The 25,539-nt window shown below is 41.8% G+C and carries 28 protein-coding genes; 26 read left to right on the top strand and 2 right to left on the bottom strand.

The window, feature by feature from the left end; all coding sequences use genetic code 11:
• Positions 1-8 precede the first annotated feature (8 nt).
• Positions 9-545, top strand: coding sequence for a DNA-directed RNA polymerase subunit delta (gene rpoE / locus NST15_RS17245; protein WP_017368217.1), 537 nt, complete (start codon positions 9-11; stop codon positions 543-545).
• Between the two features lie 238 nt (positions 546-783).
• The gene (gene pyrG, locus NST15_RS17240) at positions 784-2,391 is read left to right on the top strand and encodes a CTP synthase (glutamine hydrolyzing) (protein WP_017360053.1); all 1,608 of its coding nucleotides are present in this window, start codon (positions 784-786) and stop codon (positions 2,389-2,391) included.
• Positions 2,392-2,433: 42 nt separating this feature from the next.
• Here the strand turns inward: pyrG and NST15_RS17235 are convergent, their stop codons facing one another.
• On the bottom strand, positions 2,434-2,964 hold the full coding sequence (locus NST15_RS17235; protein WP_065461234.1) for a DUF2529 domain-containing protein: 531 nt from the start codon (positions 2,962-2,964) through the stop codon (positions 2,434-2,436).
• Positions 2,965-3,144: 180 nt separating this feature from the next.
• On the opposite strand from NST15_RS17235, the gene NST15_RS17230 reads away from it, so the two are divergent.
• The 10 genes from NST15_RS17230 to NST15_RS17185 all read left to right on the top strand — a co-directional run bounded on the left by NST15_RS17230 (position 3,145) and on the right by NST15_RS17185 (position 13,536).
• The gene (locus NST15_RS17230) at positions 3,145-3,519 is read left to right on the top strand and encodes a response regulator (RefSeq protein ID WP_003214681.1); all 375 of its coding nucleotides are present in this window, start codon (positions 3,145-3,147) and stop codon (positions 3,517-3,519) included.
• A 178-nt stretch (positions 3,520-3,697) separates the two neighbouring features.
• Entirely contained in the window at positions 3,698-4,555 is an 858-nt protein-coding gene (locus NST15_RS17225; protein WP_007497678.1) for a class II fructose-bisphosphate aldolase, read from the top strand.
• Positions 4,556-4,666: 111 nt separating this feature from the next.
• Entirely contained in the window at positions 4,667-5,305 is a 639-nt protein-coding gene (gene fsa, locus NST15_RS17220) for a fructose-6-phosphate aldolase (RefSeq protein WP_003215343.1), read from the top strand.
• Positions 5,306-5,551: 246 nt separating this feature from the next.
• Positions 5,552-6,841 (top strand): UDP-N-acetylglucosamine 1-carboxyvinyltransferase, encoded by a 1,290-nt coding sequence (locus tag NST15_RS17215; RefSeq protein WP_048001110.1) that lies wholly within the window; start codon positions 5,552-5,554, stop codon positions 6,839-6,841.
• Positions 6,842-6,873: 32 nt separating this feature from the next.
• Complete coding sequence (gene glpX / locus NST15_RS17210) at positions 6,874-7,839, top strand: class II fructose-bisphosphatase (protein WP_007497670.1); 966 nt, start codon at positions 6,874-6,876, stop codon at positions 7,837-7,839.
• 364 nt (positions 7,840-8,203) lie between these two features.
• A complete protein-coding gene (gene rho, locus NST15_RS17205; protein WP_007497667.1) occupies positions 8,204-9,487 on the top strand; it encodes a transcription termination factor Rho in 1,284 nt (427 codons plus the stop codon).
• Positions 9,488-9,617: 130 nt separating this feature from the next.
• Complete coding sequence (gene rpmE / locus NST15_RS17200) at positions 9,618-9,818, top strand: 50S ribosomal protein L31 (protein WP_003215407.1); 201 nt, start codon at positions 9,618-9,620, stop codon at positions 9,816-9,818.
• Between the two features lie 87 nt (positions 9,819-9,905).
• Positions 9,906-10,508: a thymidine kinase gene (locus NST15_RS17195; protein WP_007497666.1), complete on the top strand. Its 603-nt coding sequence runs from the start codon at positions 9,906-9,908 to the stop codon at positions 10,506-10,508.
• A gap of 279 nt (positions 10,509-10,787) precedes the next feature.
• Positions 10,788-12,488 (top strand): oxaloacetate-decarboxylating malate dehydrogenase, encoded by a 1,701-nt coding sequence (gene malS / locus NST15_RS17190; RefSeq protein WP_024718762.1) that lies wholly within the window; start codon positions 10,788-10,790, stop codon positions 12,486-12,488.
• Positions 12,489-12,579: 91 nt separating this feature from the next.
• A complete protein-coding gene (locus NST15_RS17185; RefSeq protein WP_007497662.1) occupies positions 12,580-13,536 on the top strand; it encodes an AEC family transporter in 957 nt (318 codons plus the stop codon).
• A 34-nt stretch (positions 13,537-13,570) separates the two neighbouring features.
• Here NST15_RS17185 and racA read toward each other — a convergent pair whose 3' ends face one another.
• The gene (racA, locus tag NST15_RS17180) at positions 13,571-14,122 is read right to left on the bottom strand and encodes a chromosome-anchoring protein RacA (protein ID WP_335352196.1); all 552 of its coding nucleotides are present in this window, start codon (positions 14,120-14,122) and stop codon (positions 13,571-13,573) included.
• A 210-nt stretch (positions 14,123-14,332) separates the two neighbouring features.
• On the opposite strand from racA, the gene prfA reads away from it, so the two are divergent.
• The 14 genes from prfA to atpB all read left to right on the top strand — a co-directional run bounded on the left by prfA (position 14,333) and on the right by atpB (position 25,535).
• Positions 14,333-15,400 carry a peptide chain release factor 1 gene (gene prfA / locus NST15_RS17175; RefSeq protein WP_008343422.1) on the top strand — a complete coding sequence of 356 codons (1,068 nt, stop codon included), beginning with the start codon at positions 14,333-14,335 and terminating at the stop codon, positions 15,398-15,400.
• Positions 15,390-16,277: a peptide chain release factor N(5)-glutamine methyltransferase gene (gene prmC / locus NST15_RS17170; protein WP_342498690.1), complete on the top strand. Its 888-nt coding sequence runs from the start codon at positions 15,390-15,392 to the stop codon at positions 16,275-16,277. The genes prfA and prmC overlap by 11 nt, the downstream gene beginning before the upstream one ends.
• A gap of 119 nt (positions 16,278-16,396) precedes the next feature.
• The gene (locus NST15_RS17165) at positions 16,397-16,894 is read left to right on the top strand and encodes a hypothetical protein (RefSeq protein WP_008343418.1); all 498 of its coding nucleotides are present in this window, start codon (positions 16,397-16,399) and stop codon (positions 16,892-16,894) included.
• A gap of 163 nt (positions 16,895-17,057) precedes the next feature.
• Positions 17,058-17,708: a stage II sporulation protein R gene (gene spoIIR / locus NST15_RS17160; protein ID WP_017360045.1), complete on the top strand. Its 651-nt coding sequence runs from the start codon at positions 17,058-17,060 to the stop codon at positions 17,706-17,708.
• 63 nt (positions 17,709-17,771) lie between these two features.
• Positions 17,772-18,215, top strand: a complete 444-nt coding sequence (locus NST15_RS17155) for a general stress acyl- n-acyltransferase (protein WP_007497650.1) — start codon at positions 17,772-17,774, stop codon at positions 18,213-18,215.
• A gap of 161 nt (positions 18,216-18,376) precedes the next feature.
• A complete protein-coding gene (locus NST15_RS17150; RefSeq protein ID WP_342498689.1) occupies positions 18,377-19,429 on the top strand; it encodes an L-threonylcarbamoyladenylate synthase in 1,053 nt (350 codons plus the stop codon).
• 60 nt (positions 19,430-19,489) lie between these two features.
• A complete protein-coding gene (locus tag NST15_RS17145; RefSeq protein WP_052320298.1) occupies positions 19,490-20,044 on the top strand; it encodes a manganese efflux pump MntP family protein in 555 nt (184 codons plus the stop codon).
• Between the two features lie 63 nt (positions 20,045-20,107).
• Entirely contained in the window at positions 20,108-20,566 is a 459-nt protein-coding gene (locus NST15_RS17140; protein WP_017360042.1) for a low molecular weight protein arginine phosphatase, read from the top strand.
• Positions 20,567-20,707: 141 nt separating this feature from the next.
• Positions 20,708-21,157, top strand: coding sequence for a ribose 5-phosphate isomerase B (gene rpiB / locus NST15_RS17135; protein ID WP_003214714.1), 450 nt, complete (start codon positions 20,708-20,710; stop codon positions 21,155-21,157).
• A 12-nt stretch (positions 21,158-21,169) separates the two neighbouring features.
• A complete protein-coding gene (locus NST15_RS17130; RefSeq protein ID WP_041091410.1) occupies positions 21,170-21,709 on the top strand; it encodes a TIGR01440 family protein in 540 nt (179 codons plus the stop codon).
• Positions 21,710-21,886: 177 nt separating this feature from the next.
• Entirely contained in the window at positions 21,887-23,134 is a 1,248-nt protein-coding gene (glyA, locus tag NST15_RS17125; protein WP_024718755.1) for a serine hydroxymethyltransferase, read from the top strand.
• A gap of 147 nt (positions 23,135-23,281) precedes the next feature.
• Positions 23,282-23,911 carry a uracil phosphoribosyltransferase gene (gene upp / locus NST15_RS17120; protein WP_003214553.1) on the top strand — a complete coding sequence of 210 codons (630 nt, stop codon included), beginning with the start codon at positions 23,282-23,284 and terminating at the stop codon, positions 23,909-23,911.
• Between the two features lie 498 nt (positions 23,912-24,409).
• On the top strand, positions 24,410-24,793 hold the full coding sequence (locus NST15_RS17115; protein ID WP_007497639.1) for an ATP synthase subunit I: 384 nt from the start codon (positions 24,410-24,412) through the stop codon (positions 24,791-24,793).
• A 7-nt stretch (positions 24,794-24,800) separates the two neighbouring features.
• On the top strand, positions 24,801-25,535 hold the full coding sequence (gene atpB / locus NST15_RS17110; RefSeq protein WP_017360038.1) for a F0F1 ATP synthase subunit A: 735 nt from the start codon (positions 24,801-24,803) through the stop codon (positions 25,533-25,535).
• Positions 25,536-25,539: the final 4 nt, after the last annotated feature.

The following is a 25,539-nucleotide window of genomic DNA, read 5'->3' as shown; positions in this document are numbered from 1 at the left end:
GTCTGACCTTGAGTTTGAAAGAATACTCACAGGAACAGCTCAAACAAATGTCTTTAGTTGAACTTGCTTATGAAATTTTCAGAGACAGCAAAACACCGATTACGTTTTCCGAGTTAATAGATGAAATTGTCCGTTTGCAAGGGATACAAAAATCTGATCTTGATGATCGACTTGCTCAATTTTATACAGACTTAAATATAGATGGCCGCTTTATTTCGTTAGGTGATCAGAGATGGGGACTTCGCAGCTGGTATCCAGTTGATCAAATCGAAGAAGAAGTTCAGCCAGCTGTGAAAACAAAAGCGAAAAAGAAAAAAACAAAAGCTGCTGTCGTTGAAGAAGACTTCGATGATATTGAAGAGGAAGAAGAAATCGACGAGCTTGAAGAAGATCTTGATCTTGTTGAAGACGACGAGGACCTTGACCTAGATGATGAAGAAATCGATGAAGAGATAGAAGACTTCGACGAAGATGATGATGAAGATGATGACGGCTTAACGGAAATTGATGAAGACGATTTAGACGATGATGAGGAAGACAAATAACCCTCACAAACCGGTCCTGAAAACAGGACAAAACCGTCTTGACTTTCCAGAGCGAACTATGTAGTATGTATTTTGGGCTCTCTAAAAAAGAGTACGTAAAGATACGTTCATTTACGCTCCCTTTCATTTATTTGAAAGGGAGCTTTCTTATTTTTCAAGAGATTTAGGGATACACTCTAAAAGGATGAAGCTGTGCATGTCTAGTCATGCAAGGGTAAAAAAGAGAGGAGCATACGAAATGACAAAGTATATTTTTGTAACAGGAGGAGTTGTTTCCTCACTTGGAAAAGGGATCACGGCTGCATCGTTAGGCCGCCTTCTGAAAAATAGAGGGATGGATGTCACCATTCAAAAATTTGATCCATATATCAACGTAGACCCAGGGACAATGAGTCCATACCAGCACGGTGAGGTATTTGTCACAGACGACGGTGCTGAAACAGACCTTGACTTAGGTCACTACGAGCGTTTCATTGACATTAACTTAAATAAGTACAGCAACGTTACAACAGGTAAAATCTACTCTACTGTTTTGAAGAAAGAGCGCCGCGGCGACTACTTAGGTGGAACAGTACAGGTTATTCCCCACATTACAAATGAAATCAAAGACCGTGTGTACCGTGCCGGGAAAGAAACGGGTGCAGATGTGGTCATTACAGAAATCGGTGGAACAGTAGGAGACATCGAATCCCTTCCATTCCTTGAAGCGATTCGTCAAATGAAGAGTGACATCGGCCGTGAAAACGTGATGTACATTCATTGTACTCTTGTTCCTTACATCCGTGCTGCAGGCGAACTGAAAACAAAACCAACACAGCATAGTGTAAAAGAACTTCGTAGTCTAGGTATTCAGCCAAACGTCATTGTGGTCAGAACTGAAATGCCATTGGCACAAGACATGAAGGACAAAATTGCGCTATTCTGTGATATTGATACGAAAGCAGTCATCGAATGTCAGGATGCAGATACCCTTTATTCGATTCCGCTTGATTTACAAAAACAAGGATTAGACAAGCTTGTATGTGAGCACATGAAGCTTGACTGTCAAGATGCGGACATGACGGAGTGGACGGCGCTTGTTGATAAAGTGCAAAACCTTTCAAAACAAGTCACAATTGGTCTTGTAGGGAAATATGTTGAGCTGCAAGATGCATACATTTCTGTCGTTGAATCACTTCGTCATGCGGGCTATGCATTTGATGCGGATGTTCAAATCAAATGGATCAACGCAGAAGAAGTCACAGCAGAAAATATGGCTGATTTCGCTCAAGATGTAGACGGCATTATTGTTCCTGGAGGCTTCGGAGACCGCGGAGTAGAAGGGAAAATCATTGCAACACAATATGCGCGCGAAAACAAAGTGCCATTCTTCGGAATCTGCTTAGGTATGCAAGTCGCATCTATCGAATATGCGAGAAACGTACTAGGTTTAGAGGGAGCACATTCCGCTGAAATTGATCCAGAAACAGCATTCCCAATCATCGACCTTCTTCCAGAACAGAAGGATGTTGATGACTTAGGTGGAACACTTCGCCTCGGCCTATACCCTTGTAAATTAAACGAAGACTCAAAAGCATTTGCTGCATACAATGACGAAGTCGTGTACGAACGCCACCGTCATCGCTATGAGTTTAATAACGAATTCAGACAGCAAATGGAAGCAGCAGGTTTTGTCTTCTCTGGTACAAGCCCAGACGGACGCCTTGTTGAAATCATTGAACTGAAGGATCACCCATGGTTCCTTGCTTCTCAGTTCCACCCAGAATTCATTTCAAGACCAACAAGACCACAGCCGTTATTTAGAGATTTCGTTGGTGCTTCACTACAGGCATCTGAATCAAAATAAAACAAAAAACTGCCGAGAATATCATCTTCTCGGCAGTTTTTTTTATTCATATTCCTCAACGATTTCTTTCACAGTAAACGATAGAGCATGGTAGACATATAAGCAGGTCATCAGTGCAGGATAGCCGAACCTTGTTCCATCTTCTGCAGGCACAAGTGGTTTTTTGAGCTGAAAATCAATGTGGACATCACAATGCTCTTCAATAAATGATGTCTCCTTTTGTGCAGGACCGACCCCGACAATAGGTGTACCTTGTTCGTGCAGCTCTTTGACAAGGGATTGAATCTCTTGATCTTCTGGATCTGAATAAAATAAAAGCACCCTGTCACTTGGATGAAGTAAGCTGCGCTCCTTTTGATCCAGCGGCAGAACCTTCGCACCCGGAAACGGTTCCTTGCTCTCAGATGCCTCTAAGGCTACAGCCGCCAGTTCATTCTTGCCATGAAAATACACGGCATGTCCACTGACAACGGCCTGAGCAAGAAGGCGTGCACCGTCTTCGATCGCTTCGGCCTGCTTACCTCCAATACGTGAAAAAATACCTGATAATTGGGTAGTGAAAATTTTTAACAAGACTCATTTCCTCCTTCTGTCAGATCATTTTATAATAGAATATATAGAGAATATTAGGAAAAATGCTCAGAAAATGTCGTAAAGTAAACTATTATAATTAAAGGAAATGTGAAAATCAAACAGAATTATTTAACAACAGCTCTTTTTATGGCGAAAAATGAAAGCAATGGGGTGTAACAGATGAATGAGAAAATTTTAATTGTCGATGATCAGTACGGTATTAGAATATTGCTGAATGAAGTGTTTCATAAAGAAGGCTATCAAACCTTTCAAGCCGCTAACGGACTACAGGCATTAGATATTGTGAAAAACCATAGACCAAACCTTGTCCTGCTTGATATGAAAATTCCCGGAATGGATGGCATTGAGATTTTAAAACGCATGAAATTAATTGATGAAGACATTCGCGTGATCATTATGACAGCTTATGGCGAACTAGATATGATTCAAGAGTCTAAAGAGCTCGGTGCATTAACGCATTTTGCTAAACCATTTGATATTGATGAAATCCGTGATGCGGTCAAAGAATACTTGCCGCTCGAAACAAATGGCTAGATGGAAATGATTGAATCAAGTCATTCTGTTGCCGATTTGTCGAATAATTGGTATTCTAGATAAGAAGAAGAAAGCGATCTGACTTTGAAAGTTTACATATGGCGAGAAATTCTGGTCATGCTAGGGTGGAGAGCTTTTTTTAGTAAGCAAATTAGCTACATAGGGAGGATTTTTCATCATGCCTTTAGTTTCAATGACAGAAATGTTGAAAGACGCAAAGGAAAAAGGTTACGCTGTTGGACAGTTTAACTTAAATAACTTAGAATTCACGCAAGCGATTTTACAAGCTGCTGAAGAAGAGAAATCTCCAGTTATCTTAGGAGTATCTGAAGGAGCAGGACGCTACATGGGCGGCTTCAAAACAGTTGTCGCAATGGTAAAAGCGTTAATCGAAGAATATAATGTAACAGTTCCTGTTGCGATTCATTTAGATCACGGTTCAAGCTTTGAATCTTGTGCAAAAGCGATTCATGCAGGATTTACTTCTGTGATGATTGATGCTTCTCACCATCCATTTGATGAGAACGTAGCGACAACTGCAAAAGTGGTTGAGCTTGCACATTTCCACGGTGTATCTGTAGAAGCTGAGCTTGGAACTGTTGGTGGACAAGAAGACGACGTCATCGCTGAGGGCGTTATTTATGCTGATCCAAAAGAGTGCCAAGAGCTTGTAGAACGTACTGGTATTGACTGCCTTGCGCCTGCACTAGGTTCAGTTCATGGTCCATACAAAGGTGAACCAAACCTTGGTTTCGCTGAAATGGAAGAAATCGGTAAAACAACTGGACTTCCACTTGTTCTTCACGGCGGAACAGGTATCCCAACTGCTGACATCAAGCGTGCGATTTCACTTGGTACAGCAAAAATCAATGTAAACACTGAAAACCAAATTGCTTCTGCGAAAGCAGTTCGCGAAACACTTGCTGCAAAAACAGAAGAGTATGATCCACGTAAATATCTTGGACCAGCTCGTGACGCAATTAAAGCGACTGTTATCGGCAAAATGCGTGAATTTGGTTCTTCTAACCAAGCATAATTTGATGAGAACCGAAAGCCGCCTGAGTCACAGGCGGTTTTCTCCATATCATGAGAAAGCGCAATCAAATTTACATTTCAGACAATTTATTGATAGGAGAGTGGCACAGTTATGTTATTTTTCGTAGACACAGCGAATATCGCAGACATCAAAGAGGCACACGAGCTTGGCATTTTAGCAGGCGTGACAACAAACCCTAGTTTAGTAGCGAAAGAAAAGGACGTATCGTTCCACGACCGCCTTCGTGAAATCACTGACGTGGTATCAGGTTCAGTTAGTGCGGAAGTCATTTCTCTCAAAGCAGAAGAAATGATTGAAGAAGGAAAAGAGCTGGCTGCTATTGCACCAAATATCACAGTGAAAATCCCAATGACAACAGACGGTCTTAAAGCAGTCAAAGCGTTAACAGACCTTGGGATTAAAACAAACGTCACGTTGATTTTTAGTGCAAACCAGGCACTTCTTGCAGCTAGAGCTGGTGCGACGTATGTCTCTCCATTCCTCGGCCGCTTAGATGACATTGGCCAAAATGGTCTTGATCTCATTAGTGAAGTGAAAACCATTTTTGATGTTCATGGATTAGATACACAAATCATTGCTGCATCCATTCGTCACCCGCAACATGTGACAGAAGCTGCGCTTAGAGGTGCTCATATCGGCACAATGCCGCTGAAAGTCATCAAGCAGCTGACAAAACACCCATTAACGGATGCAGGCATTGAGCAATTTTTAGCAGACTGGAATAAATAAGTGATTGTGGCAGACGGATACGCATCCGTTTGCCGCAGTTTTCCTTAAATACGCTAAGAAATGTTTTGTGCAAAGAAGAGAACATCACAGCCTCGCAAAGCTTCGATTATTTTTCTTCCGACAAATTTCGTTTAACCTGTATTCTTTCTCTTGATATTGGCTAAATTTTGGACAAGACCTTTTAAAGCGCGACATCCACAAACAGTATAACTCCAACAGTGATCTTCTTTAAGAAGGGAGACAAATATGGAAAAGTTAAACATTGCCGGCGGTGACCCCTTGCGCGGGACCGTACATATTAGTGGTGCGAAAAATAGTGCTGTGGCACTGATTCCTGCCACGATTCTCGCTGATTCTCCAGTAACCATTGAAGGCCTTCCGCATATTTCAGATATTGACACATTACGAGATCTGTTAGAAGAGATTGGCGGAAAGGTCACGTTTGAAAAAGGTGAGATGGTTGTCAATCCTGCCTCCATGATCAGCATGCCGCTTCCTAATGGGAAAGTGAAGAAACTACGAGCATCCTATTATTTAATGGGCGCCATGCTCGGTAGATTCAAGCAGGCTGTCATTGGATTACCAGGGGGCTGTCACTTAGGACCTAGACCGATCGATCAGCATATCAAAGGCTTTGAAGCACTTGGAGCCGAGGTGACAAACGAACAGGGTGCGATTTATTTGCGCGCTGAAAAATTAGTCGGAGCCCGTATTTATCTTGATGTTGTCAGTGTAGGTGCGACCATCAATATCATGCTGGCAGCCGTGCTAGCTGAAGGGAAAACAGTGATTGAAAATGCCGCAAAAGAACCCGAAATTATTGATGTAGCAACACTGCTTGCAAGCATGGGAGCTAAAATCAAAGGTGCGGGGACGGATGTGATTCGGATCGAAGGTGTGGAATCTCTTCATGGCTGCAGGCATTCCATCATCCCTGACCGCATAGAAGCAGGTACATTTTTAATTGCAGGTGCAGCGATGGGGAATGAAGTTGTGCTTGATAATGTGATCCCAACTCATTTAGAATCAATTACGGCGAAACTTAGAGAGATGGGATTTACAATTGAAACAAGCAACGATCAAATGCTGATCGTTGGCAGAAATGAAGGACTCAAGCCTGTCGATATCAAAACCCTTGTGTATCCGGGCTTTCCGACCGATCTTCAACAGCCGATGACGGCTTTGTTAACAAAAGCGAAAGGCACGAGTGTCGTGACAGATACCATTTACTCTGCCCGCTTTAAACACATTGACGAATTGCGTCGAATGGGTGCTAACATGAAGGTGGAAGGAAGATCTGCCATTATTACAGGTCAAACGCAGCTTCAAGGTGCAAAGGTCAAAGCAAGTGATCTGCGAGCAGGTGCTTGTCTCGTTGTTGCAGGGTTAATGGCAGACGGTGTGACCGAAATCACAGGGCTTGAACATATAGACAGAGGATATAGTATGCTTGAGGAGAAGCTTGAAGGCTTGGGTGCAACCATCTGGCGTGAAAAGCTGAATGACCAAGAAATAGAAGAACTTCAAAATTCATAAGGCTTTGACTGTGAGAGGAGATTTGGACAAAAATGGAAAGAAGTTTATCGATGGAACTAGTACGGGTGACAGAAGCAGCTGCATTAAAATCTGCTCGTTGGATGGGTAGAGGTTTAAAAGACGAAGCGGATGATGCTGCAACAAGTGCCATGCGTGATGTATTTGATACGATTCCGATGAAGGGAACTGTGGTCATCGGCGAGGGAGAAATGGACGAAGCGCCAATGCTTTATATTGGGGAAAAGCTTGGAAACGGATATGGACCTCGCGTGGATGTCGCTGTTGATCCATTGGAAGGAACAAATATTGTGGCGAGCGGCGGCTGGAATGCTTTAGCTGTTATCGCTGTTGCAGATCATGGCAACTTGCTGAATGCACCTGATATGTACATGGATAAGATCGCAGTAGGTCCAGAAGCGGTAGGCTGCATCGACATTGAAGCGCCTGTCATTGACAATCTTCGTGCTGTTGCAAAAGCGAAAAACAAAGATATTGAAGATGTTGTTGCGACAATTTTAAACAGAGAGCGACATGAAAAGATCATTGCTGAGCTGAGAGAAGCTGGAGCAAGAATCAAGCTGATCGATGATGGTGACGTTGCAGGAGCCATTAATACAGCATTTGATCACACAGGTGTTGATATTCTATTTGGTTCAGGTGGAGCGCCTGAAGGTGTCCTTTCTGCTGTTGCGCTTAAAGCACTTGGTGGAGAAATCCACGGTAAGCTTCTTCCACAAAGTGAAGAAGAGCTGAGACGCTGTGAGAAAATGGGACTGGATGTTGGAAAAGTCCTCAGAATGGAAGACCTCGTGAAAGGCGATGACGCCATTTTTGCAGCGACAGGTGTAACAGATGGCGAGTTATTAAAAGGTGTTCAATTTAAAGGCTCTGTTGGAACAACACATAGTGTTGTCATGCGTGCGAAATCAGGTACTGTTCGATTCGTCGATGGCAGACACAGTTTAAAGAAAAAACCGAATCTTGTCATTCGTCCGTAATCTGAAAGCGGGTATTCTTTACCCGCTTTTCATATAGGTGTCAAATATATATCATTTTCTTTTTAAAGTTGAATATTCCCTGCAAATGAGGTAAAACTAAAGAGTGCTGCGAAATTTTCTACGAATTTACTTCTTTTAAGCTTCAACAAGTTTAAATACTGCCGCATCATGACGATATACTCATTATCCTTCTCTATGTTGACAAAGCTCAATTTCACATTGTTCCTATCTTTACGATAAAACGAGTGGGAGCGTTACCATGAGAGCGAGGTCATTCCAACAAAAACGGAATTAAAAGCTAATCAAATACAATAGTCATGCATTCGTAATGAAATACATTGACTAGAAAAGTGTGGTGTCCATATTGAAAGATGTTTCGATTTCATCTTTGGAAAATATGAAATTAAAAGAGCTGTATGAGTTAGCAAAAAAGTACAAAATCTCTTATTACAGCAAACTAACAAAAAAAGAATTAATTTTTGCCATCTTAAAGGCGAATGCTGAGCAAGAGGATCTCTTATTTATGGAAGGGGTTCTAGAAATTATTCAGTCAGAGGGATTTGGTTTCTTAAGACCAATTAACTACTCCCCAAGCTCTGAAGACATTTATATTTCAGCTTCACAAATCAGACGCTTTGATTTAAGAAATGGTGATAAGGTGTCTGGAAAGGTACGACCTCCAAAAGAGAATGAACGCTACTATGGCCTCCTTCATGTCGAAGCGGTAAATGGGGACGACCCAGAATCAGCTAAGGAACGTGTTCACTTTCCTGCACTCACGCCGCTATTCCCTGATCGTCAAATGATTCTTGAAACACAGCCTAATCACCTGTCTACTAGAATTATGGATATGATGGCACCAGTTGGGTTTGGACAGCGTGGTTTAATTGTTGCACCGCCTAAGGCTGGGAAAACCATTTTGCTCAAAGAAATTGCCAACAGTATCTCTGAAAATCATCCAGAGGCAGAACTGATTGTTCTTCTTATTGACGAACGTCCAGAGGAAGTAACAGATATCGAACGTTCTGTTGCAGGGGATGTCGTTAGCTCAACCTTTGACGAAGTACCGGAAAACCACATTAAAGTAGCAGAGCTTGTATTAGAGCGTGCGATGCGTCTAGTTGAACATAAAAAAGATGTCATCATCTTAATGGACAGCATCACAAGGCTTGCTCGGGCATACAACCTGGTCATCCCGCCAAGCGGCCGAACGCTTTCCGGTGGTATTGATCCAGCGGCTTTCCACCGTCCAAAACGCTTCTTTGGTGCTGCGCGTAACATCGAAGAAGGTGGAAGCTTGACCATTTTAGCTACTGCACTTGTTGATACGGGATCACGTATGGACGATGTGATTTATGAAGAGTTTAAAGGAACAGGAAATATGGAGCTCCATTTAGATCGTTCTCTTGCAGAAAGAAGAATTTTCCCAGCCATCGACATTCGTCGTTCCGGTACAAGAAAAGAAGAACTGCTTGTGCCTAAAGAACATCTTGATCGTCTATGGGCGATGAGAAAATCAATGTCAGATACACCTGATTTCGCTGAGAAATTCATGCGCAAAATGAGAAAAACAAAGACAAACCAAGAATTTTTCGATATTTTAACGCAAGAATGGAAACAAGCAAATATGTCTGCATCAAGAAGATAGCTTCCTGAAAAAATACATTTGCAATCATAGACTCACACTGTTATAATTTTATCATGTGCGTTTCAGAATTTATTCTGAGATATTAACTCTGTTTCCGAATTGGATTCAGGGCGGAAGGAGATGACAGTAGATGAAAACAGGAATTCATCCTAACTACAAAAAAGCTACAGTCAAATGCGCTTGTGGAAATGAGTTTGAAACTGGATCAGTAAAAGAAGAGGTACGCATCGAGATTTGCTCTGAGTGCCATCCTTTCTATACAGGCCGTCAAAAATTCGCTTCTGCTGATGGACGTGTTGACCGCTTTAACAAAAAATACGGTCTTAAGTAATAATAGATACAATAAACAGGCAGGAATCCGTTCTTGCCTGTTTTTTTACGTGGATTGATGGAACTTTAAAACGGGGGAGAAGACCTTATGTATGTGATGAAACAAAGCGGTTGGCTTGAAGTCATCTGCGGAAGTATGTTTTCTGGAAAGTCGGAAGAATTGATTCGGAGAGCCAAAAGAGCCACCTTTGCCAAACAAGAAGTAAAAATATTCAAACCAGCGATTGATAACCGGTATAGCACAAGCTCAGTTGTGTCACATAACGGTTCATCCGTCGATGGGATTGCAGTAACCTCACCAAAAGACATAATAACGCACATATCAGAACGAACCGATGTCATTGGCATTGATGAGGTGCAATTTTTTGATGAGACAATCATTGATATTGTCACTCAATTGGCTGATAAAGGCTACCGAGTCATTGTTGCAGGCCTTGATCAAGACTTCAGAGGAGAGCCATTTGGTGTTGTTCCGCATTTAATGGCATGTGCAGAGCTTGTAACAAAACTTCAAGCAGTTTGTTCGGTATGCGGCTCCCCAGCGAGTAGAACACAACGCTTGATCGACGGTAAACCCGCATCTTATGATGATCCCATTATTTTAGTAGGTGCGCAGGAATCATACGAAGCACGATGCAGACATCACCATGAAGTACCAAAATTAGATGTTGGTACAACACTTGACAATTAAAAAAATAGCAAATGCCGCTGTGTTTCGTTTTTCGAGATTTTGGCTGAACACCCATCATTTGTACTTAAATAAATTAAATAACGCTACGAAAAAATTATCTAATTTTCAACGCTTGCGTTTTGGTATAAGCAGGCATAAAATGACTAACTGTAGTGTAAAGCATTTAAACGAAAAGTTCGATTTCTTGTCATAATTTTTTTGATTAAGGATTTTTCTCCTTGATCGTTCTTTGTATTAATAGTTCACTTTATTTATATTTTAGAAAGAGGGTAGTTTTTGATGAACAACGTGAAGAAAACAAAAGAAGGGTACCTCGAAACCACTTTGACAGGTAAAGATGTATTATCGATTCCAACGTTGAACAAAGGCGTTGCTTTCTCTGAAGAAGAAAGACAAGAGCTTGGACTAGAAGGATTACTTCCTCCAACTGTTCTGACTTTAGAACAGCAAGCAGAGAGAGCATACAAGCAATTTCTAGCTCAGCCAGATCGTCTTCGTCAAAACGTATACTTAAGTGATTTGCAAAACCGTAACGAAGTATTGTTCTATAAGCTTCTAACGGACAAGCTTCGTGAAATGCTTCCTGTTGTTTACACACCAACTGTTGGTGAAGCGATTCAAGAATACAGCCATGAATACAGAAGACCTCATGGTGTCTATCTTTCAATCGACAACATTGACGGTATTGAAAAAGCATTTGAAAACTTACATGCAACAGCAGGCGACATCGACCTTATCGTAGCAACTGACTCTGAGAGTATTCTTGGAATTGGTGACTGGGGTGTTGGTGGTATCAACATCGCAATTGGTAAATTAGCTGTTTACACGGCTGCAGCAGGTATTGATCCAAGCCGCGTCATTCCAGTTGTATTAGATGTTGGAACTAACAATGAAAAATTATTAAATGATCCATTGTACATCGGGAACCACCACAAACGTGTACAAGGTGAAAAATACGAAGAATTCATTGATGCGTATGTAAAAGCAGCACTTAAATTCTTCCCGAAAGCATTGCTTCACTGGGAAGACCTTGGAAACAAAAATGCGCGTAACATCATGAAAAAATACAACGACAACATCTTAACATTTAATGATGATATCCAAGGTACTGGTGCCATTACTTTAGCGGGTGTTCTTGCAGCTGTCAAGAAAACTGGTACTCAATTGAAAGATCACCGTGTGATGATTTTCGGAGCTGGATCAGCTGGAATCGGAATCGCCGATCAAATGCGTGACACAATGGTTCTTGAAGGTCTAAGTGAAGAAGAAGCAAACAATGCATTCTGGACGTTAGACTACAGAGGGTTACTAACAGATCAGTTTGAAGATGAAGTGCTTGATTTCCAAAAACCATACCTTCGTTCTTCTGATGAAGTAGAAGGCTGGGCTCGTGATGAAAAAGGACAAATCTCATTTGCTGAAGCTGTTCGCAAGGTGAAGCCAACCATTCTTATTGGTACATCAGGTCAAGGTGGCGCATTCACTGAAGAAATTATTAAAGAAATCGCAGCTCATACAGAGCGTCCAGTGATCATGCCGATGTCTAACCCAACTCCACTTGCTGAAGCAGTACCGGAAGATCTATTCAAATGGACAGACGGTCGTGCACTTGTTGCAACTGGAAGCCCATTCGAAAATGTCGAGTATAACGGAATTGAACATGAAATCGGACAATCAAACAATGCGTTCGTTTTCCCTGGACTTGGTCTTGGTTCAATCGTAACGGAATCAAAAATTATCACAAAAGGCATGTTCGTTGCTTCTGCAAATGCGATCGCTGAAATGGTTGATCATGAAAAACCAGGCGCTGGACTGCTTCCAAGCATTGATAAATTGCAAGAAGTATCAATCAAGGTAGCTGTTGAAGTAGCAAAAGCAGCAATTAAAGATGGTGTCGCAAGAAGAACACCTGACAACATCGAACAAGCTGTAAAAGATGCTATGTGGATTCCTGAATATAAAAAAATTGTAAGAGCATAATAAAATGTGTAACGCGGCATTGTTTCGGGTAATGTAAGCAATGCCGCTATAAAATAAGAAACATGTAAAGGATTCAAGGAGGAATAGTAAGATGGACTTTTTAAATATTTTGATCCTCCTAGCACCGATTTTTTTCGTTATCGCGCTGGGTTGGTTCGCAGGGAACTTCGGCAGCTATGACGCTAAATCTGCAAAAGGTGTAAGTACACTTGTTACAAAGTATGCTTTGCCAGCGCACTTTATCGCCAGCATTCTGTCAACACCAAAAGATAAATTCTATAGTCAAATTCCATTTTTCGTTGCATTGATTCTCGGAATCGTAGGCTTTTATATCATTATCCTTTTAGTTACGAAATTTGCTTTTAAATATGATTTAACAGATTCATCTGTTTTCTCATTAAACTCAGCACAACCGACCTTTGCATTTATGGGGATTCCGGTCTTGGGCAGTTTATTTGGGGCTCAAGAAGTTGCAATTCCGATTGCTATTACCGGAATAGTTGTAAATGCATTGCTTGATCCAATTGCTATTATTGTGTCAACTGTCGGTGAAAAAACAAAAGGAAAAGCCAAAGACGGCGAAAGTTTCCTGAAAATGACGACGAAAGCGATTTTGCACGGTTTATCAGAGCCGCTTGCGCTTGCACCGTTAGCAAGTATCATTCTTGTTCTTTTAGGATTTAAACTTCCTGAAATCGGACATGAAATGCTAGAGGAAATTGGAAGTGTGACATCAGGGGTTGCGCTCTTTGCAGTCGGTGTCACAGTCGGTATCCGCAAAATTAAACTGAGCTTACCAGCTTTCAGTATCGCATTGCTCAAAGTAGCTGTACAACCGTTACTTATGTATTTTATCGCCATTCTTATGGGTCTTTCGGCGGATGAAATTACAAAAGCTGTATTGCTTGTTGCCTTCCCAGGTTCAGCTGTTGCGGCCATGATCGCCACTCGATTTGAGAAACAGGAAGCAGAAACAGCATCGGCATTTGTGATCAGTGCGATCATGTCACTCATTACATTACCGATCATTATTGCACTTACCGTATAATATAGTAGAAAGGCTGCCTTATAGGCAGCCTTTCTTAGCGAAATGAATGAAACAGAGGGAAGAGCACACGCTTTTTTTTCATGTCGGGGTGTGCCTTTTCCTTTTCTTCTTCTTTTGATGGTTTTGGTTTTGTCAATGTGGCTGTGAGGCGTTCTAATTTTGCAGTTAATTCTTCAATTTCTCTTCTGTGCTGGAGGAGCTGGTAGGAAACGCCTTCATCTGCTTTCTTAGCGAGTTTCCGTTCTAATTCTTGGAAACGGGCTTCAATATGACTGACATGTGATTGCTCTTGAAGGAGCTGTTTCACTTGTTCTTCTAAGGCTTCTATCCGTTTTGATGAGTCAGAAGTTTCTACAGCAGGTGATAATTGCTGGGCGGTTTCTTCATGGATCGGCAGTCTAATGTCATGGAGAATCACACCTTCGTTCATTTGGTGTTGGACCTCTTTGAGCAGCTGGACAATGTCATCATGAAATTCGTAATGTCCAAGTTCATTCCGGGCGACAGGGATGTTGAGCTGTTTGACCCAGCGCTGAATGGTTTTTGAAGATACACCAATTTCCTTTGCAACCTCATTTGTATTCAAACCAAATGCCCTCCCTTTTTTCAATTACAAGTACCATTCTCTTTCGTGAGCATCCGTTCCTTCACGTTAGACAAAACAAGTAACCAATCGCCAAAGATCGTGTTTTCTAGTGAAAAATTGCAGAAAATCAATTGTTTTGGAAATTTTTTTGACTGTCATACCCCGCTATACTATAATTAGACTGTTACGCACAAAACAGAGGTGAAGACCATGTTAGACCGTTTAAAATCAATTGAAGAACGCTATGAAAAGCTAAATGAATATTTAAGTGACCCTGAAGTGGTGAACGACCCTAAGAAGCTTCGTGAATATTCGAAGGAACAATCTGATATTCAAGAAACTGTTGAGGTATATAGACAATATCGTGCGGCATATGATCAGCTAAGTGATGCGAAAGCCATGCTGGAAGATAAGCTCGATGCCGATATGCGCGACATGGTCAAAGAAGAAATTTCAGAGCTCACAGAGGAAACAGAACGTTTAGAAGACGAGCTGAAAATCTTGCTCATCCCGAAAGATCCGAATGACGATAAGAACGTTATTGTGGAGGTTCGTGGTGCAGCGGGCGGAGAAGAGGCTGCGCTGTTTGCAGGAAACCTGTACCGTATGTACAGCCGTTATGCTGAAATGCAAGGCTGGAAAACGGAAGTCATGGAAGCGAGTGTCACTGGAACTGGCGGTTATAAGGAGATCATCTTTATGATTAGCGGTAAAGGTGCATATTCTAAACTAAAGTTTGAAAACGGTGCACACCGCGTGCAGCGTGTTCCAGAAACTGAGTCAGGCGGCCGTATTCATACATCAACAGCGACAGTTGCTGTATTACCAGAGGCTGAGGAAGTTGAAATTGATATCCACGAAAAAGATATTCGTGTGGATACATTCGCATCAAGCGGACCTGGGGGACAAAGTGTTAATACCACAATGTCTGCTGTTCGTTTGACTCACCTTCCAACAGGTGTAGTGGTTTCCTGTCAGGATGAGAAATCACAAATCAAAAACAAAGAAAAAGCGATGAAAGTTTTGCGTGCGAGAATTTATGATAAATTCCAGCGTGAAGCACAAGCTGAATATGATCAAACCCGTAAATCTGCTGTTGGAACAGGGGATCGTTCAGAACGTATCCGTACGTACAATTTCCCACAAAACCGCGTGACGGACCACCGCATTGGATTAACGATTCAAAAGCTTGATCAAATTTTAGAAGGAAAACTTGACGAGGTCATTGATGCATTAATTATGGAAGACCAAGCAAGAAAACTTCAAAATGCAAAATAAAGAGCGAACGATCTTTGAAGCCCTTAAATGGGCTTCTTCTTTGTTAACGGAAGCGGGCAGAGACCAAAACGCAGCAGAGTTAATGTTGATGCATGTGCTTGGATGGAGCAGAAGTGAACTTCTTGCCCGTTTTCATGATCCACTGCCAGAGGAGCAAGATTCACAATTCAGCGAGTTCGTCGCGCAGCACAAGCGTGGAGTGCCTGTGCAGCATTTAACGGGTGTTGAATTTTTTTATGGGCGTCCTTTTGAGGTAAACAAACACGTTCTGATTCCTCGTCCTGAAACGGAGGAAGTGGTGTTGGCGGCATTGAACATGATAAATCGTGTGTTTCCTGATGATCAGCCGCTCAAAGCGGTTGATGTAGGAACAGGTAGCGGTGCAATTGCGATTACGTTAGCTCTTGAAAAAGAATCTCTCACTGTGACAGCGACGGATATTTCACGTGAAGCACTTGAAGTAGCAAAGCGAAATCAAGAAGCGCTTGGTGCAGACGTTCATTTTGTCCAAGGGGATTTACTTGAACCGATTATGGATCAAGGCATCAAAGTCGATGTGTTTATTTCTAATCCGCCTTATATTGCGGCAGAAGAAATGGATGGTTTATCAGAGGTTGTCACAAAGCATGAACCTGTCAATGCGCTGACAGATGGGCGTGATGGCCTGTGGTTTTATGAGCGTATCGCCTGTGATCTCCACAAAGTACTTCATCAGCAAGCGGTGGTTGTCTTTGAAATAGGACATACACAAGCACAAGATGTAAAAGCGCTTCTTTTGCAGGCGTTCCCTTCAGCTGATGTTCATATCATCAAGGACATCAACAGAAAGGATCGAGCAGTTTGCGCACACATTCAAAACGGAAGTCCGGCTGAATAAAGTCGGACTATTTTATTATGTAAAGATGAAACTTATGGTAAAAGGGAAACGTATATATAGAAGAATGAACATTCTGATCATGATTTTTTACATAAATTTGTTTTGAAGGAGCGAATGGTGTGAACAGAAGGTATGCGATGGTGTTGGTCATCGTCAGTGTACTATTGATTGTGAGTGCTTGCGGTAAACCGAGCTTTAAAAAAGAAGCAGCAGCATTTGGGGAAAACTATAAAAAAGCACAATACACAGTGAATCGGACGGATGACCTATCTGACATGAAGGAGAAGTTGAAGGATTATTTAACCGAGCATGAATATCAAGAATATACAGAAGACAGCATGTTTCCAAGTGTATTAGAAGCAGCAAAAGATCAAGATTGTCAAATTAAACTGAAAAAAATTACGTTTACACCTTCAGATGAAAGCGATGACAGGATTGAATTTGACTATGAAATGATCATTCAATTTATTGACCATAAAGGAAAGGTCAAAAAGGAAATTGAGAAAAAAGGTGCAATGACAGTTATCAAAACAGATTCGGGATTAAAAATCAGCCGAGATTGGGATGGGAGACTGTACCCGTCCGATTACCAATCCTCACTAAAAAGCCGTTCATAAGTTGTTGAATGGCTTTTTTGCATGCAGAAAAAACATTGATTCGCTTTCCTCATGTAGTTGTTTTTTACTCATAATCTATTAAAAAAATCATTTTTGCTGTTTACGAGATGCGTTTCCTGGACACAATGTTTGTAGCGAAGAGAAAAAGTGGGGGGAACACATCATGTTCAAAAGTAAAATGATGATTTGTCTTTATATGTTTCTATTATTATGTGGTGCTTTTGCAAACCTTGGAAAAGAGGAGACGGCGGCTGCTTCTGCCAATCAGCCTGTTGTGATTCCAGATGAAGCCATTCGTTTACGCATTTTAGCCAACAGTGACCAGTCGGCAGATCAAGATGTGAAACGAAGTATTCGAGATGAGGTCAATGCCAATATAACGGAATGGGTGAAAGACCTCACATCCATTGAAGAAGCTAGACGTGTGATTCGTTCAAAGCTTCCAGACATCAATCGTATTGCCAAAGCAAAATTAAAGGAACAACACATTGATCAATCCGTATCGGTCAGCTTTCAAAAAGCCTCATTTCCAACAAAGCTATATGGCAACTTTGTTTATCCTGCTGGGAAATATGAAGCCATTTTGATTACGTTAGGGGAAGGAGACGGAGCCAATTGGTGGTGTGTGTTATTCCCACCTCTCTGCTTTATCGATTTTTCAAACGGAGAAGCGATCGCCTCACCAGAAGGAGATGATAAAGAGCAGGTAGCCGCAGAGCCATCAAATGAATCTGTCAATGAAGTGGTAAAAGAAGAAGAGACGGGTGAAGTGAAATTCTTTCTGTTCGAATGGGTCTCTAGTCTTTTCTCTTAAAAAAGGTCTAAATCTGTTTTTGCCTCATAGAGTTGAAGTAAGAGAACAAAAAGAGGTGAAAGCATGTATTATCAATTAAGAATAGCGACAGAAGAAGATGCCCCGGCCATTAATGCTTTTCTTGAAAAAGGCCAAGCAAAAGGCGGGGTGACGATTGCAGAGCGTACGTCATTTGTGGTCATGGAAGATGCAGACGGTGAGCTTGCAGGCTGTTTAGGCCTTGAACGACTAAATGAACAAGAAGGATTGCTAAGATCACTTGTGATATCAGATAAACTTGGTCAGGGGCATATCGTTTCTCTGTTCCAAAGTGTTCAAACGCTAGGGGAAAAGCAAGGTGTGGACACCTTTTATGTTGTAGCCAATCACTCCTCTTCGCATGATTTTTTAGCGCTGATGGGCTTTACGCCTATAGAGGAAATCCCAGAAAGTGTGTGGGTATCTGCGCATGCAAAAGAGTCGTTGGGAAAAGAGCAGGCGGTTGTGCTGCAAAAAACAGCGAGTTAATCACAAAACACCGGACTTATTCACATACTTATCCACTGTAAAACAAGCGTTATCCACAAATTGTGGACAACGCTTGTTTTATTTAGCATCATCTTTTATACTTTCAAAAGGATAATTGAGATATATCAACAGTTTTATCTTTTTTAAAAGGAGTTTGTATGATGTTAAATACAAAAAGATGGTCTGTGGATTTAAAAAAGGATTTATCCACATACTATCCACAAATTGAACAAGCAGCTCTGTTGTTGCGGCAGAATGAAGTGGTCGCTTTTCCGACAGAAACGGTGTATGGACTAGGGGCAAATGCAAAAGAGACAGAGGCTGTGAAGAAAATTTATGAAGCGAAAGGACGCCCAAGTGATAATCCGTTGATTGTTCACATTGCGGACGTTCAACAGCTTCATGAATTTGCGCAAATAGAAAATGAAAAAGTAACAGCGCTGATGGATGCCTTTTGGCCAGGCGCTCTCACCATTGTTCTACCTTGTAAGCCGGGCACATTATCAAAGCAGGTGACGGCAGGTTTAACAACAGTAGGCGTAAGAATGCCTGATCATCCTGTTGCGCTTGAACTCATCCGAGCAGCTGGTTTGCCAATTGCCGCGCCTAGTGCCAACCGTTCGGGAAAACCGTCGCCGACACTTGCGGATCATGTCGCGAGTGATCTTGATGGGAAAATTGCTGGCATTGTCGATGGTGGTTCAACAGGTATTGGCGTGGAGTCAACGGTTGTATCCTGTATAGACGAGATTCCAGTGATCTTAAGGCCGGGGGGTATTACAAAAGAAGCGTTAGAAGAGGTCGTAGGAACGGTCAACATGGATCCAGGGCTGACGAAAAAGGATGAGGTGCCAGTATCGCCGGGAATGAAATACACACATTATGCACCTGAAGCACAAATGTATATATTTCATGGAAGTGATGAAGACATGCAGCTGCACATTCAGAAGTACCGAGCTGAAGGGCTAAAAGTAGGTGTGCTGACGACAGAAGAAAAGAAGGAATGGTTTGCGGCAGATGTTATCTTTAGCTGTGGATGGAGAGAAAAGCCTGAAACGGTTGCTTCAAACTTATATCGTGTGCTGAGACAATTTGATGAAACGGATGTAGACTTGATCATTTCAGAAGCCTTCTCAGAGCAGGGAGTTGGTTCTGCGATCATGAACCGTCTGCAAAAAGCGGCAGGAGGGCGCACTCTCTCTTCATTCAAATAGTTCTAACCTCTCTTGGACAAACATAGGTTAAAGGAGAATGCGTGTCCAAGGGGGATTTACATGAATGAACTAGCTGGCGAATTGCTGACACTCAGTATCATGGCTTTTGCACTTGGAATGGATGCCTTTTCGGTTGGACTCGGCATGGGGATGATTCAGCTGAGATTCCGCCAGATCCTTTATATTGGACTTGTCATTGGGATATTTCATATGTTTATGCCTCTTTTTGGCATGCTAACAGGTCAGCTTTTATCTGGCTGGCTTGGGCTCCTAGCAACCTATATAGGCGGGGCGCTGCTTTTGGTGCTAGGTCTGCAAATGATCATCGCTTCTATCCGAAAAGAAGATAAGCCATTTATCGCACCTGTTGGGGCCGGTCTCGTTCTTTTTGCAACAAGTGTGAGTTTAGATAGTTTTTCCGTTGGCTTAAGCCTGGGGATTTACGGTTCTCGGGTGTTGATGACCATTTTATTGTTTGGCTTTTTTAGTATGATGCTCACATGGCTTGGATTATTACTCGGTAAACAGGTTCGGTCATGGGTAGGTTCATATAGCGGTGCGCTTGGCGGGTTTATTTTACTAGCCTTTGGAATCAAATTATTATTTCCGCTCTAGCCAGTCTCCTTACATAACATGTAGAATGAAATGCTATATAATAGAAGAAAAGGAGGTCGAAAGATGAATATCTTATTTGTTTGTACGGGAAATACTTGCAGAAGTCCGATGGCTCAAGCCCTTTTTTCCTCCATTGCAGATGAAAAAGGCTTACAGGTCACTGTAAAATCAGCGGGCATCTTCGCCTCTGATGCAGGGAAGGCTTCTCCTCAAGCAGTCGAAGCATTATTTGAGAAAAGCATTCCACTCAATCACTCGTCGTCTAAACTAACAGAAGAACTTCTTCATGAAGCAGATTATGTCTTCACCATGACGATTCAGCATAAACAGTTGATTGTGGAGCAATATGCTCATGTGAAAGACAAGGTCTTCACTCTAAAAGAATTTGCGACAGGATCAGAAGGTGACGTGTCGGATCCATTTGGAGGGAGCCTCTCCATTTATCAGGAGACACGAGATGAACTAGAAACGCTATTGTATCAACTTGCTAAAAAGCTTAAACAGGATCACAAATCCTCATAAATGGACAACCTGTAAAACCGTTGCGCAAACGGTTTTTCTGCTTTTGTTTGCAAATGACTAGGCAGAGGTTAAAATATAACTGTAAATAAAGAATGAATGTAAGACATGACAGATTAACTCACCCTTAGGAGGAATTGCCCGATGAAAGTAGCCATTGCATCCGATCACGGCGGAACGAATATTCGTGAAGAAATCAAACAACTAATGGATGAATTAAAGATTGAATACATTGATATGGGTTGTGAATGTGGATCAGGTTCTGTAGACTACCCTGACTATGCTTTTCCTGTAGCCAATATGGTGGCAAACGGAGAAGTCGATCGAGGCATTTTGATTTGCGGGACAGGTATCGGTATGAGCATTTCAGCAAACAAAGTGAAAGGCATCCGCTGTGCACTGGCGCATGATACATTCAGTGCAAAGGCGACAAGAGAACATAACGATACAAATGTTCTTGCGATGGGAGAACGAGTCATTGGACCAGGATTGGCAAGAGAGATTGCTCACATTTGGCTGACAACAGAATTTACTGCAGGACGTCATGCTGTGCGGATTGGTAAAATCGCTGATTACGAAGAAAAGCACCTGTAAGGAGCGCTTAACATGAACATTGGTCAAGATTGGCTTGAGATGTTAAAAGAGTTTCATCAAACAGTTGAACTGCGAGCCGGCCACATTTTAGTGATTGGCTGCAGTACATCAGAAGTGGCTGGCGAGCACATTGGGACAGCGGGAAGTGAGCAAATTGCTGAAGCTATTTATCAAGAGCTCGATCAACTGAGACGCGAGACAGGAATCGAATTGGCTTTCCAATGCTGCGAGCATTTGAATCGTGCCCTCGTTGTGGAAGAAGAGGTGGCGTACCGGCTTAACTTAGAAATTGTAGCGGCTGTACCTGTCCGTCAGGCGGGTGGTTCTATGGCGGCTCATGCGTATCAGCAAATGGAACACCCTGTGCTGGTTGAATCCATTTCAGCACATGCAGGGATTGATATCGGTGATACATTCATCGGCATGCACTTAAAGCGGGTAGCCGTACCGGTCCGTCTCAGCCGTCATCAATTAGGACAAGCACATGTGACGTTTGCAAAAACTCGTCCAAAGCTGATTGGCGGAGAACGAGCCGTTTATACAAGATCATAGTTCGGATATATTTCTAATATAATGTTGAATGATGAAGACGCTCCACCCCTTGAATATTCGGATTTTCATAAAAAAGAAGTCGATTTTCCAAAAAAAACTTTTACATTTTACTCAAAAACCGTGTACAATGAGATGGTGAAAACATCGAATGGAAATAGATTGGAGAGGATTTCGCTGATGAAACATTTACCTGAGCAAGACGCACAAGTATTCAAAGCAATTCAACTAGAGCGGAAACGCCAGCAGGACAAAATCGAATTAATTGCATCAGAAAACTTCGTAAGCGAAGCAGTCATGGAAGCGCAGGGCTCTGTCTTAACAAACAAATATGCAGAAGGTTACCCTGGTAAACGCTACTATGGCGGCTGTGAACATGTAGACGTTGTAGAAGATATCGCACGTGACCGCGCAAAAGAAATTTTTGGCGCTGAGTATGTGAACGTACAGCCTCACTCAGGTGCTCAAGCGAATATGGCCGTATACTTTACAATCCTTGAGCATGGCGATACAGTGCTAGGCATGAACTTATCACATGGCGGGCATTTAACACATGGAAGCCCTGTAAACTTTAGCGGCGTACAGTACAACTTTGTAGAATACGGTGTAGATAAAGAAACACAGCATATCGACTACCAAGATGTACTTGAAAAAGCACGTGAGCATAAGCCGAAACTAATCGTAGCGGGGGCAAGTGCTTACCCACGTCAAATTGATTTCAAAAAGTTCCGTGAAATTGCCGATGAAGTCGGTGCTTACTTTATGGTGGACATGGCTCACATCGCGGGTCTTGTTGCAGCAGGTCTTCATCCAAATCCTGTTCCTTACGCTGATTTTGTGACAACGACAACTCACAAAACATTGCGCGGACCTCGCGGCGGAATGATTCTATGCCGTGAAGAGTTTGGTAAAAAGATCGACAAATCGATCTTCCCTGGTATTCAAGGTGGACCACTCATGCATGTGATCTCTGCAAAAGCTGTTTCTTTCGGTGAAGTATTGAACGGAGATTTCAAAACATATGCACAAAACGTGATTGATAACGCAAAACAACTAGCTGAAACACTTTTATCTGAGGATATTCAGCTTGTATCTGGTGGAACAGATAACCATCTTGTTCTCATCGACTTGCGCTCTCTTGGCATTACAGGAAAAATTGCAGAAAACGTTCTTGATGAAATTGGTATCACGGTGAACAAAAATGCAATTCCATATGATCCAGAGAAACCATTTGTTACAAGTGGTGTACGTGTAGGTACAGCAGCAGTGACAAGCCGTGGCTTCGATCAAGAAGCGATGAAAGAAGTCGGTTCCATTATTGCGCTTGCTCTGAAACATCATGAAGATGAAGCGAAATTAGAAGAGGCGAAAAAGCGTGTATCTGATCTGACAGCTCGTTTCCCTCTATATCAAGAATTAGATTATTAAGATGCAGACCCATTTGCCTATTTTTGGCATGTGGGTTTTTTTTGTAGGATTTGCGAATCATATTGAAAGATGATGTCTTTTTATGTAGAATTGTAGGAAGTGTGCAAAGTTCACCGGAAGATGACAGAAAAGGAGTTGTAGCAAGCAATGGCAAAGGTTTATGTATTTGATCACCCGCTTATTCAGCACAAACTTACATATATTCGTGACGTTCATACAGGAACAAAAGAATTTAGAGAGCTAGTGGATGAAGTCGCAACATTAATGGCATTTGAAATCACAAGAGACTTACCGCTTGAAGAGGTAGATGTAGAAACACCTGTACAAGTCGCTAAATCAAACGTGATCTCAGGTAAAAAACTCGGAGTTGTGCCGATTTTAAGAGCAGGTCTTGGAATGGTAGACGGGATTTTGAAACTCATTCCAGCTGCCAAAGTGGGACATGTCGGTTTATACCGTGATCCGAAGACATTAAAGCCTGTTGAATATTATGTGAAGCTTCCATCTGATGTGGAAGAGCGTGAATTTATCGTAGTAGACCCAATGCTTGCAACGGGCGGATCAGCTGTAGAAGCATTAAACAGCTTGAAAAAACGCGGTGCGAAAAACATCCGCTTCATGTGTCTGATTGCTGCGCCAGAAGGTGTAGAAGAAATGCAAAAACATCATCCAGATGTTGATATCTACATTGCGGCATTAGATGAGAAGTTAAACGAAAAAGGTTACATCATCCCAGGTCTTGGTGATGCTGGTGACCGTATGTATGGAACAAAATAAGAAAGATTCATGAAAAGCCCACATGCAAACGTGCATGTGGGCTTTTTTGAAAAATATGACAAACGGTTGATATCGTTCTTAGAAAAATCAATGTATACTGAACATTAGCAGTTTTTTTGAATGAATGTCACAACTCTCCTAAAGTTTGATGAAATTGTGAACATTTTGTGTGCTCTCTCATTATAGAAAAGTTTTTTAACTTTCAACGGATTGACACATCATAGACGCTATTGTATGCTAAACGAGGGTATTATGGTAAGGTTTTCATAGCCTATAGCACTCTACTAATCCTCATTGTGAACCCTTTAATAATCAGGGTTTGTATCAGCGAATGAAGCAGAATCCCATAGATCTAAAGATTTCAAGTCTGATTGCACAATTAGACCGATGGGTGATTGATTTTTTTCAAATAGGACGGCTTATCATAAGCGTCTTCTACGCAGTTTTCATCACCATTTATCACCTTTTTTACAATATTTTTCATCGGGAGTCAGATGAATGAACGATCCAAACGTCATTTTCCGCAGACAGAGTAAATATATGTTCTATTTATTGGCAATTTTTGTGTTTGGCTATGCCATGCCTGGTTTTAAACCACTGTTTCTTGGTTTCATTATCGGCACAATTTTTGCTTTCTTTAATTTATTCCTGCTTATTCGGAGAATGCATGCTTTTGATCGAGCAGTTAAAAAAGGAAAATCTATTCGTTCAATGGGAAGTACAGCCAGGTGGGCCAACGCAATTCTCGCAGTAGCGATTGCTTGGCGTTACCCTAACGAAGTTCATCTGGCAGGTGTTGTTATAGGATTAATGACAATATATCCTGTCATTATGATAGATTCCTTCATTCAACTTAAACGTTCTACTATGGAAGAGAGGTGAATACTCTTTGGGTCACAGTTCAAAAACTACAGAATTTTTAGGGTTAACGTTCAACTTATCCAATGTTCTCATGATTACGATTGCTAGTATCATCGTTCTTCTCATAGCGGTGCTGACTACTCGTGTTCTGGCTATTCGTCCGACAAAGGCGCAGAACTTCATGGAATGGATTGTTGATTTTGTTCGAAATATCATAGGTAGTTCGATGGACATGAAAACAGGAGCCCCATTTCTAGCGCTTGGCGTTACATTACTCATGTACATATTTGTTTCAAACATGCTTGGACTGCCATTCTCGATTACGGTCGATCACAACTTATGGTGGAAATCACCAACTGCTGATCCTGCAATCACAATGACACTAGCAATTATGGTCATGGGATTGACACATTATTATGGTGTCAAGGCGAAAGGAGTCAAGGAATATACAAAAGACTTTTTCAAGCCGATCCCATATTTAGTGCCGCTGAAAATCATTGAAGAATTTGCAAACACGTTAACACTTGGTTTGCGTCTTTACGGAAATATTTTCGCTGGAGAGATTCTTCTTGGTTTGCTCGCAGGACTTGCGACCAATTTCTACACGCAAAACATTGCACTAGGTATTGTTGGTACATTAGGTGCCATCGTGCCGATGATTGTATGGCAGGCATTCAGTTTGTTTGTCGGAACCATCCAGGCATTTATCTTCACCATGCTGACAATGGTGTATATCTCCCATAAAGTCAGCGACGAACACTAAAAAA

The organism is Bacillus sp. FSL R5-0820 (assembly GCF_038593385.1).
Taxonomy (GTDB): domain Bacteria; phylum Bacillota; class Bacilli; order Bacillales; family Bacillaceae; genus Bacillus; species Bacillus altitudinis.
Note: the sequence above shows the minus strand (reverse complement) of the source record. Positions and strands in the feature narration are given on the sequence as shown.

Bases quoted from the DNA above. Each gene is read 5' to 3' on its own strand.
- pyrG (WP_017360053.1), top strand. From the start codon at position 784: ATGACAAAGTATATTTTTGTAACAGGAGGAGTTGTTTCCTCACTTGGA.
- NST15_RS17230 (WP_003214681.1), top strand. From the start codon at position 3,145: ATGAATGAGAAAATTTTAATTGTCGATGATCAGTACGGTATTAGAATA.
- NST15_RS17225 (WP_007497678.1), top strand. From the start codon at position 3,698: ATGCCTTTAGTTTCAATGACAGAAATGTTGAAAGACGCAAAGGAAAAA.
- fsa (WP_003215343.1), top strand. From the start codon at position 4,667: ATGTTATTTTTCGTAGACACAGCGAATATCGCAGACATCAAAGAGGCA.
- NST15_RS17215 (WP_048001110.1), top strand. From the start codon at position 5,552: ATGGAAAAGTTAAACATTGCCGGCGGTGACCCCTTGCGCGGGACCGTA.
- glpX (WP_007497670.1), top strand. From the start codon at position 6,874: ATGGAAAGAAGTTTATCGATGGAACTAGTACGGGTGACAGAAGCAGCT.
- rpmE (WP_003215407.1), top strand. From the start codon at position 9,618: ATGAAAACAGGAATTCATCCTAACTACAAAAAAGCTACAGTCAAATGC.
- NST15_RS17195 (WP_007497666.1), top strand. From the start codon at position 9,906: ATGTATGTGATGAAACAAAGCGGTTGGCTTGAAGTCATCTGCGGAAGT.
- malS (WP_024718762.1), top strand. From the start codon at position 10,788: ATGAACAACGTGAAGAAAACAAAAGAAGGGTACCTCGAAACCACTTTG.
- NST15_RS17185 (WP_007497662.1), top strand. From the start codon at position 12,580: ATGGACTTTTTAAATATTTTGATCCTCCTAGCACCGATTTTTTTCGTT.
- prfA (WP_008343422.1), top strand. From the start codon at position 14,333: ATGTTAGACCGTTTAAAATCAATTGAAGAACGCTATGAAAAGCTAAAT.
- prmC (WP_342498690.1), top strand. From the start codon at position 15,390: ATGCAAAATAAAGAGCGAACGATCTTTGAAGCCCTTAAATGGGCTTCT.
- spoIIR (WP_017360045.1), top strand. From the start codon at position 17,058: ATGTTCAAAAGTAAAATGATGATTTGTCTTTATATGTTTCTATTATTA.
- NST15_RS17155 (WP_007497650.1), top strand. From the start codon at position 17,772: ATGTATTATCAATTAAGAATAGCGACAGAAGAAGATGCCCCGGCCATT.
- NST15_RS17150 (WP_342498689.1), top strand. From the start codon at position 18,377: ATGTTAAATACAAAAAGATGGTCTGTGGATTTAAAAAAGGATTTATCC.
- NST15_RS17145 (WP_052320298.1), top strand. From the start codon at position 19,490: ATGAATGAACTAGCTGGCGAATTGCTGACACTCAGTATCATGGCTTTT.
- NST15_RS17140 (WP_017360042.1), top strand. From the start codon at position 20,108: ATGAATATCTTATTTGTTTGTACGGGAAATACTTGCAGAAGTCCGATG.
- rpiB (WP_003214714.1), top strand. From the start codon at position 20,708: ATGAAAGTAGCCATTGCATCCGATCACGGCGGAACGAATATTCGTGAA.
- NST15_RS17130 (WP_041091410.1), top strand. From the start codon at position 21,170: ATGAACATTGGTCAAGATTGGCTTGAGATGTTAAAAGAGTTTCATCAA.
- glyA (WP_024718755.1), top strand. From the start codon at position 21,887: ATGAAACATTTACCTGAGCAAGACGCACAAGTATTCAAAGCAATTCAA.
- upp (WP_003214553.1), top strand. From the start codon at position 23,282: ATGGCAAAGGTTTATGTATTTGATCACCCGCTTATTCAGCACAAACTT.
- NST15_RS17115 (WP_007497639.1), top strand. From the start codon at position 24,410: ATGAACGATCCAAACGTCATTTTCCGCAGACAGAGTAAATATATGTTC.